Origin of the sequence: Nocardioides sp., from assembly GCF_036493135.1 — a bacterium.
GTDB lineage: Bacteria > Actinomycetota > Actinomycetes > Propionibacteriales > Nocardioidaceae > Nocardioides.
Genome location: NZ_DASXQG010000082.1, coordinates 58,840 through 66,295 on the forward strand (window position 1 = coordinate 58,840; position 7,456 = coordinate 66,295).

Sequence of the window (7,456 nt, forward strand, 5' to 3'; positions counted from 1 at the left end):
TGGCGCGATCCGGCCCGGGTACTGAAACCTGCGCAGGCTGACTCGAGGGTTACGCACACGGTAAGCCTGCGGCCGTCCCATGTTGGGGGGCTGGGCGGTCCCGAGAGAGCGCCCCTGCCCGAGCAAATCGGGCAGGGGCGCTTCCCCTCCCGGGAGAGGATCCGTCACGAACGCGGCGCCCTGAGTTGCGAGCGGACAGCGGGTACGTCTCTATCCGCTGGTCGAACGACGCGACACCCGCCATTGGGCGACGCGGAAGGCTACGAAGGCCCCTAGGGGTGTGCCAAAGAGGAGGACGACTGATTCGAGAGGGCTGACGACGACACCTGTCCAACCGACCCCCAGATACAGGATCAGTGCGCCCAGCCCGATAGCCGCCGTCACTGCTGCGGCTCGTCCAGGTGGATGGATGAACCACCCCAGGACAACCGCGAGGGGAAAGATCAGTAAGGCCATGTCGGCTCCCGCCCGGCCGGATGCCCCCCGCCGAGCCCGGAAGCGCCAGACTTCGACCATCCCACTGGAGCGCGCTTCCGACAATCGACCAATGAGAGCTGGCGCAGCGGTCCACCCGCGCGACTGCCGCTCATCGGCTGTGAGTGCACTGCTGCACGAGATCGTTGGTGAGGTTTTTAGATTTCCACGGCTGGATGCAGACGGTGTTGTGAATCGAACACCATATTCGGGCCATACCGGTATGAGTATCGGGCTGCTCGACCGCCGGTGGTCGAGCACGCCGTGAGCCGTCTCCTCGGTCGAGGTGGACGACTGCCTGGCGCGAGCGAGTCGCGCGCAGGTGGAGTCGTTGGGCCGCCGGGACGGCTGGGGTGACCTCCGTGGACGAAAGAGCTCGGCGTGGCGAAGGAGGACCGCCGCCACCCAGCAGGGATTACCCGGCGACACGGCGAGCCCAGTCCCCGGAGATCACCCCAGACGGCACGCGGCCCCACCGACCTAGCCCGCCGCAGCCGATCACCACCACCGACGCACCCGAGGGTTCGCTAGGTTCGAAGCGTGTTCAAGCTGCTGCTCTTCCTGCACTTGCTCGCCGCCATCTTCGCCGTGGGGCCACTGGTCGGCGCGGCGACCACCGCGTCGCGGGCGATCCGCACACCGGACGCTGGCGCCGCGAGGTCGGCCGCGCGGATGATCCGGCTGTACAGCATCGTGTCGATCGTCGTGGTGATCATCGGCATGGGCCTGATGTCGCAGAAGGCGCCCTGGGACTCCTCCGAGGAGGTCGCGAAGATCGGCGATACCTGGATCTGGCTGTCGCTGCTCCTCTGGGCCTGCGCCATGGCCGTCGCCCTCGGGCTCCTCGCTCCCTCCCTGGCGCGCGCCTCGGTCGAGATCGGCGGCGGCGGCACGGCGTCGGGCCTGGTGGCCCGGGTCGCTGCGGCGGGCGGAGCCATCGGCCTGATCTACGCCGCGATCGTGCTGCTCATGGTCTACCAGCCGGGCGGCTGAGATCAGGTCGCGTGCTGCAGCACGTGCACGACGAACGTGCTCTCGTCGGTGAACGGGCGCAGGTCGTAGGTGGAGAACCGTGACTCGACGGCGAGCCCGGCGGCGGCCGCGTCGGCGACGAACTCGTCGGCCGGGTACTCGCGTGAGGCGCCGGCCGGGGCACCGGTCATGGCGAACCCGACCAGCAGCCGGCCCTCGGGCGACAGCACCGCGGCCAGGTTGGTGAGCACGGTGCGCTCCGTCTCGGGCGCCAGCAGGATCATCACGTTGCCGACGCACACGATGAGGTCGTACGCCGCGGGGTGGTCGGCGGCGGTCAGCTTCTCCGGGGTCAGCTCGTCGAGCCGCGAGTCGACCAGCGGCAGGTCGGGGTAGGTCCGCCGCGACTGGTCGAGGATCTCCGGGTCGAAGTCGACGCCGACCACGCGGTGCCCGCGCGCGACCAGGGCGCCGCCGACGCGGCCCATCCCCGAGCCGGCGTCGAGGATCCAGCCGCCGCGCGGGGCGAGCACGTCGGCGAGTCGGGCCTCGCCCTCGATGTCGACGCCGTCCTCGATGAGCCGCGCGAAGTGCGCACCGTACCCGCCCTGGCCGGACGCACGCTCCTCGGCGCGCGCCTGCTCCCACCTGGTCTCCGCCATGGCGCCACCCTAGGGGCCGCCTGATGTACGTCCGTCACACTTTCGTCCTCCTTTCCTGGTGGACGCCCACACCGGCGTCCGGTCAGACTCGGGGCACGGAGCTCTCGGGCCGAACGAGGAGAGCACCATGCACGTCGCCGTGATCGGCGCCGGCCCCGCCGGCCTGTTCCTGGGCGCAGCCCTGGCCCGACGCGGCCATCGCGTGACCGCCGTCGACCGCGATCCCGGTCCCTCGGGCAGCAGACGCTGGGATCGGCGCGGGGTCATGCAGTTCCACCACGCCCACGCGTTCCGGCAGACGGTCGCAGACGCGCTCGCCCGCGAGGTGCCCGACGCCATGGAGCGCTGGCTCGAGCTGGGCGCCGAGCCGATCCGCGGCGGGATGCCCGGGGCCCCTGAATCGCCGATGGGCCACCGATCGAAGCGCGAGACCTTCGAGCGCGCGCTGCACGTGTCGGCGTGCGAGACGCCCGGATTCGAGCTGCTGACCGGCCACGTCGACGCCGTGGTCCAACGGGACGGTGCTGCCGCCGGAGTCGTGATCGACGGTTCGACGTACGACGCCGACCTCGTGGTCGACGCATCCGGAAGGAACGGCCGGGTGACCCGACAGCTCGGCGAGCGCGCGGGGGTCGGCGGCCCGTGCGGCCAGGCGTACGTCGACCGCGTCTATCGCCTTCGTCCCGGAGCCGAGCCCGGGCCGATGACCAGCCCGATCGCCTGGCAGGCCGACTGCGAGGGCTACCTCTGCCTGCTCTTCCCTCATGAGCGCGGACTGTTCTCCGTGGTGATCGTCCGCGCGACCGACGACCCTGCCCTGCGCGACCTCCGACACGCGGCGGCGTTCACCGCCGCTGCCCGCGCCATCCCGGGCCTGGACGCGTGGACCGACCCCGAACGAGCCGAGCCGGTCACGGACGTGCTGCCCGGCGGCCCCCTGCTCAACGTCTACCGCGGCCAGTGCACCGAGGACGGCAACCTCGTGCTGCCCGGACTGGTGTTCGTGGGCGACAGCGTGGCCACGACGACACCCGCGTTCGGCCGCGGGATCACCACCACGCTGTGGCAGTGCGAGGCACTGCTCAGCCTCCTCGACCACGACGCCGACGACCTGGCCGGCCTCGGCGTAGCCCTGGACGACTGGGGCGCCGACCTGATGCGGCCCTGGGTGGAGGACCACATCCACATCGACACCGACCGTGTCGCGCGCTGGTCGGGACGCGACGTCGACCTCGACGCCCCGCTTCCGTCTGACCTGATCCTCGACGCCGCCCGGGTCCGCCCGGAGATCATGGAGTCGGCGGGCGGCTACCTCTCGATGGCCGCCCTGCCGGCCACGCTGCGGGAGGCCGAGCCGATCGCGCGCGAGGTGTACGCCGGCGGCTGGCGGCGCGGCTCCGACCCCGGCCCGTCGCGCGTCGAGCTGGCCGAGATCGTCGCCGAGGCGACGCAGCTCAGCGGGACAGGATCGCGCCGGGGTTGAGGATGCCGTCGGGATCCAGCGCGTCCTTGATCTTCCGGGTCAGCGCCATCACGTCCGGCCCGAGCTGATCGGGAAGAGCCACCGCCTTCGCCCGCCCGACGCCGTGCTCGCCGGTGATCGTGCCGCCGAGCGCGATCGCGGCCGCCATCACCTCGGTGAACGCCGTACGTGCCCGGCGTTCGGAATCGGCGTCGTGCGCGTCGTACACGATCAGCGGGTGGGTGTTGCCGTCGCCGGCGTGGGCGACGGTCGGGATCTCGACGTCGTGCGCCTCGGAGATCGACACGATCCGGCCAAGCAGGTCGGGCAGGAGCGGGATCGGGACGCCGACGTCCTCGAGCAGCAAGGAACCGCGTTGCTCGAGCGCGTGGAAGGAGATGCGCCGCGCCTGGACGAACATCTCGCCCTCCTCGGCGTCGTCGGTGACGAAGCACTCGCCCGCGCCGGCCGACTCGCAGGCGGCCCGCATCGCGGCGATCTCCCCCGACCGCACGTCACCGGGGGCGTCCGACTGGCCGATCAGCAGGGCACCGACGGTGCGGTCGAGCCCCATCGGGCGGAAGTCCTCGACGGCGTTGATCGTGGCCCGGTCCATCAGCTCGAGCAGGCACGGGCGCATGGTCGTCCGGATCGCGACGACGGCCTCCGCCGCCGCATGGACCGTCGGGAACGTCGCCACCATAGTCGAACGCGCTCCCTGCGCGGGAACCAGCCGCAGGATCGCCCGGGTCACGACGCCGAGCGTGCCCTCGCTGCCGACGAAGAGCTTCAGCAGCGACAGCCCCGCGACGTCCTTGATCCGCTTCCCGCCGAGGGTGACCAGGGTGCCGTCGGCCAGCACCACGTCGAGGCCGAGCACGTAGTCGGTGGTCACGCCGTACTTCACGCAGCACAGGCCACCGGCGTTGGTCGCGACGTTGCCACCGATCGAGCAGATCTCGAACGACGACGGGTCGGGCGGGTACCACAGCCCCTCCTTCGCCGCGGCGGCCTTGACGTCCTTGTTGAACGCGCCCGGCTCGACGACGGCGACCTGGCAGAGCGGATCGATCTCGACAGCCGTCATCCGCTCCAGGCTGAGCACGATCCCGCCGTCCACCGCGCTCGAGCCGCCGGAGAGCCCGCTGCCCGCCCCGCGCGGCACCACCGGCACCCGGTGGGTCGCCGCCCACCGGACCGCAACCTGCACGTGCTCGGCGTTCTCGGCTCGGACGACCGCGAGGGGCGTCCCGGCCGAGGGGTCGCGCGACCAGTCGTAGCGGTACTTGTCGACGGCGTCGGGCTCGGTCACGACGAGGTCGCCGGGCAGCGCTGCCGTCAGCTCAGCGAGGTGTTCCGGAGAGACGCCCATGAGGTCATGCAACCACGCGGACCGAAGCGCGCCACCCGCCGTCGGTTCAGTGTTCAACCAGCAGGGGGGTGACGCGGAGCCCCGCGAGTGGCAATGTCCATCGGCGGAACAACTCAAGATCGAGCAGCAAGGAGCTCAGCGCATGTCCTTACGCACCCATGCCACGAAGCGCCGCATCATCTCGGGCGCTGCCGGGGCCGGTCTTTTGACCGGCACCCTCGTGGTCCCGGCCCTCACCGGGGCCCTCACCTCCGCGCAGGCGACCCCTGCGCCAACGTCGGGTTGCCAGCTCGGCAACGGCGTCCAGCACGTCATCAGCATCGTCTTCGACAATGTGCACTTCTTCCGTGACAACCCGAACGTCCCGTCCGATCTCGAGCAGATGCCGCACCTGCTCAACTTCCTGGAGTCGAACGGAACGGTGTACTCGAACTCGCACACGCCGATGATCGCCCACACCGCCGACGACTCACTGTCGATCTACACCGGCCTGTACGGCGATCGGCACGGCCAGCCGGTGAGCAACAGCTACAACGTGTACAACCCTGACGGCACCACCGACACCGCGACGTCCTTCACGTACTGGACGTCACCGATCATCGACACCAAACCCTCGGTGCCCGCGCCGAGCACGGTCGACATCGCGCCGTCGATGACCTATTCCGACAGGGTGCCCGCGAGCGGCCCGGCGAACCGGGTCACGCCTGCGCCGTGGGTGCCGTTCACCCGCGCCGGCTGCAACGTCGGTGACTTCTCCACCGCGAACATGGTGCTCGAGAACCCGGCTGTGGACGTCCCGACCGTGTTCGGCGCCAATTCCCCCGAAGCCCAGGAGACGGCCGCGAACCCCGACAGGTTCAAGGACATCCAGGTCGCGGAATACGTCGGGGAGGCCGTCCACTGTGCACAGGGTGCCGCGATCTGCGCGAACTCCCCGCACGCGGTTTCCGACAGCCTGCCGAGCGAGCCTGGTGGTTACGACAACCACCAGGCCCTGTTCGGCGCGAAGTACATCGCACCCGCGATCGGCGGTGGCGCGAACACGACGCACAACGGCTACCCGGTCACGGACGCGAACGGGAACCTCGTCGACCTCAACGGGGCCACGCTCCAGGAGCCGTTCACGCACACGCCCGGATTCCCCGGCTTCAGCCCGACCGCGTCGCAGAGCCTCGCGGTGCTGGCGGACATGCAGGAGGCCGGCATCCCGGTCACCTACGGGTACATCTCCGACACGCACGACAAGAAGAGCGGCGCCACCGGCTGCACGTCGCCGGGCAACGCGCTCGGCCCTGGTGATGCCTGCTACGTCGCGGCGCTGCACGACTACGACAACGCGTTCAACACGTGGTTCCAGCGCCTGGCCGCCGACGGCATCACGCCGGCCAACACCGAGTTCGTCATCGGTGCGGAGGAGAACGACCAGTTCGCGGGCGCGAACGTCGGCCGGGCGACCCAGCCAACGCCGGCGGGTTGCGACGGCGTCACCGTGGCCTGCCACTACACGATCAGCCAGGACGGCGAGCTGCAGGCCAACATCAAGGGCCTGCTCTCCACCACGGCGAGCTCCGGCACGCAGTACGACGTCCAGCCGCAGGGAGCGTCCATCTACGCGCACGGCCAGCCCGCTGCGAACGACCCGGCGGTGCGCCAGATGGAGCGGGACACCGCCGCGATGACGTCGAACCTCACCTACAGCGGGGTGCCGAACGAGAAGATCGCGAAGTACCAGGCCGGAGGACTCGAACAACGGGTGCTGCACATGCAGACGAACGACCCGCTGCGCACGCCGACATACTCGATCTTCCCGATGCCCGACTACTTCTTCTCGACATCGGGGGCCAACGTCCAGTTCAACAACGGGTTCGCCTACGACCACGGCTACTACTCGCCGAACATCGACATCACCTGGGCCGCGATGGTGGGTCCCGGGGTGGCGGTCAACGGTGTCGACGGCCCGGGGCCGACCGGTGGGAACGAGTCGCACGACCCGAACTCGACGCGTACCGTGCCCGAGGCGAGCACGCAGGGCACCTGGATCGAGGAGACCGACCTACGCCCGACGCTGCTGCACCTGGTCGGCCTGACCGACGACTACCAGACCGACGGCCAGGTCATCACCCAGGCGCTGGCTGCTCCGAGCAGCACCCTGCGCCAGGTGGCCGAGCTCGGTGCCCTGTACCGGCAGGTCAACTCCAGCGTCGGTGCGTTTGCGACAGACACCTTGATCGCGGACTCGAAGGCGTTGGCGAGCGGGTCGGCGTCGGACGACTCGGCGTACACGACCGAGCAGACGGCCTTGCTGTCCATGGCCGACCACCGCGACCGGGTCGCCGCACTGATGAAGGCCACCCTCGCCCGTGCGGCACAAGGCACCGCGCCCGGTGACGGCGAGCTGCAGTCGGAGCTGTCGCAGGGGAGGGCGCTGCTGAAGCAGGCGGCTCAGCTGGCAGCCCACACCTGACCCCGGGGCTCCACGGCGTGAGTCGGGCTCGAGCGGCGCAGCTGCCGCTC

At 70.4% G+C, this 7,456-nt stretch carries 5 protein-coding genes; 3 read left to right on the top strand and 2 right to left on the bottom strand.

What is annotated here, in order from left to right:
* Positions 1-1,014: 1,014 nt before the first annotated feature.
* Positions 1,015-1,467, top strand: coding sequence for a hypothetical protein (locus VGJ24_RS15700; RefSeq protein WP_331501572.1), 453 nt, complete (start codon positions 1,015-1,017; stop codon positions 1,465-1,467).
* A gap of 2 nt (positions 1,468-1,469) precedes the next feature.
* Here the strand turns inward: VGJ24_RS15700 and VGJ24_RS15705 are convergent, their stop codons facing one another.
* Positions 1,470-2,108: a class I SAM-dependent methyltransferase gene (locus VGJ24_RS15705; RefSeq protein WP_331501573.1), complete on the bottom strand. Its 639-nt coding sequence runs from the start codon at positions 2,106-2,108 to the stop codon at positions 1,470-1,472.
* Positions 2,109-2,235: 127 nt separating this feature from the next.
* Here VGJ24_RS15705 and VGJ24_RS15710 point away from each other — a divergent pair, with 127 nt between their 5' ends.
* The gene (locus VGJ24_RS15710) at positions 2,236-3,591 is read left to right on the top strand and encodes an FAD-dependent oxidoreductase (RefSeq protein ID WP_331501574.1); all 1,356 of its coding nucleotides are present in this window, start codon (positions 2,236-2,238) and stop codon (positions 3,589-3,591) included.
* Here the strand turns inward: VGJ24_RS15710 and VGJ24_RS15715 are convergent.
* Positions 3,563-4,942 carry an FAD-binding oxidoreductase gene (locus VGJ24_RS15715; protein ID WP_331501575.1) on the bottom strand — a complete coding sequence of 460 codons (1,380 nt, stop codon included), beginning with the start codon at positions 4,940-4,942 and terminating at the stop codon, positions 3,563-3,565. The two genes, VGJ24_RS15710 and VGJ24_RS15715, sit on opposite strands and share 29 nt — an antisense overlap.
* Positions 4,943-5,084: 142 nt before the next feature.
* Between VGJ24_RS15715 and VGJ24_RS15720 the strand changes: the two genes are divergently transcribed.
* Positions 5,085-7,406 carry a hypothetical protein gene (locus VGJ24_RS15720; protein WP_331501576.1) on the top strand — a complete coding sequence of 774 codons (2,322 nt, stop codon included), beginning with the start codon at positions 5,085-5,087 and terminating at the stop codon, positions 7,404-7,406.
* The last annotated feature ends 50 nt before the right edge of the window (positions 7,407-7,456 follow it).